This is a genomic window from Methylobacter svalbardensis, assembly GCF_037671525.1.
In the GTDB taxonomy this organism is placed as follows: Bacteria; Pseudomonadota; Gammaproteobacteria; order Methylococcales; family Methylomonadaceae; genus Methylobacter_A; species Methylobacter_A svalbardensis.
The window spans coordinates 1-669 of record NZ_JAWPOH010000199.1; the positions used below are offsets into that span (position 1 = coordinate 1).

A 669-nucleotide genomic window follows, 5' to 3' on the forward strand; every position below is an offset into this window, starting at 1 on the left:
TGGCAGGGGTTAATTAAATCTTATGTCGGCCAGCATCGCTTCGAAGTCGATTGGGTTACGGTTGTTTTTAAAGTCATAGTGGCCCAAGAAGTGGATATGTTGCCAAGCCACCGGGGAGATCTTTTGGAGTAACGCAATCACTTTCTCATTTCCGGCGGCTTTATACTTGTCGAGCAGTAGCGATAACATGATCGAATTATAGGCAATTACCACATTGGCGATTAGCCTGCCGCACTGATTGGTGATGGCTGCTTCCAAATCAGTTCTGCCGATTAGCTGTTTTTTGCCGCTGACTTGGGATGTATATGAGCGCAATTGGTGATAGGATTCAATGCGATTTTGCGAACGGTGTACATCACGCTCTATCTGAGGATCACGCAAATACTTTAAGGTGTAAATACTGCGCACCAACTTGTCGAACTCAAAAATAGCCTTCCGTGTTCGATTTTGCGGGGGTAACGCGCATAACTTTCTGATCAATGTGCTTTGGGTCATTTCCTTAAGGCCCAGCGTGGCTACGATTTGGTCAATGTGGGCTTGATCGGATTCAATTAGAGAGCGGTTAATCTGTCCGGCAGGAGGGATCAAAAACTTTTCGTAGTTTGCAATATCATCGGCACAGTATAGGTGTTTCAGTTGATCTTGAAGACTAACGAATCGCGGCATTAA

General features: G+C 45.3%; 1 protein-coding gene. It reads right to left on the bottom strand.

The features are described 5' to 3' along the window. Nucleotides 1-9: 9 nt before the first annotated feature. The coding region (locus RW114_RS20830; RefSeq protein ID WP_340124636.1) for a Tn3 family transposase at nucleotides 10-669 on the bottom strand (660 nt) is incomplete at its 5' end.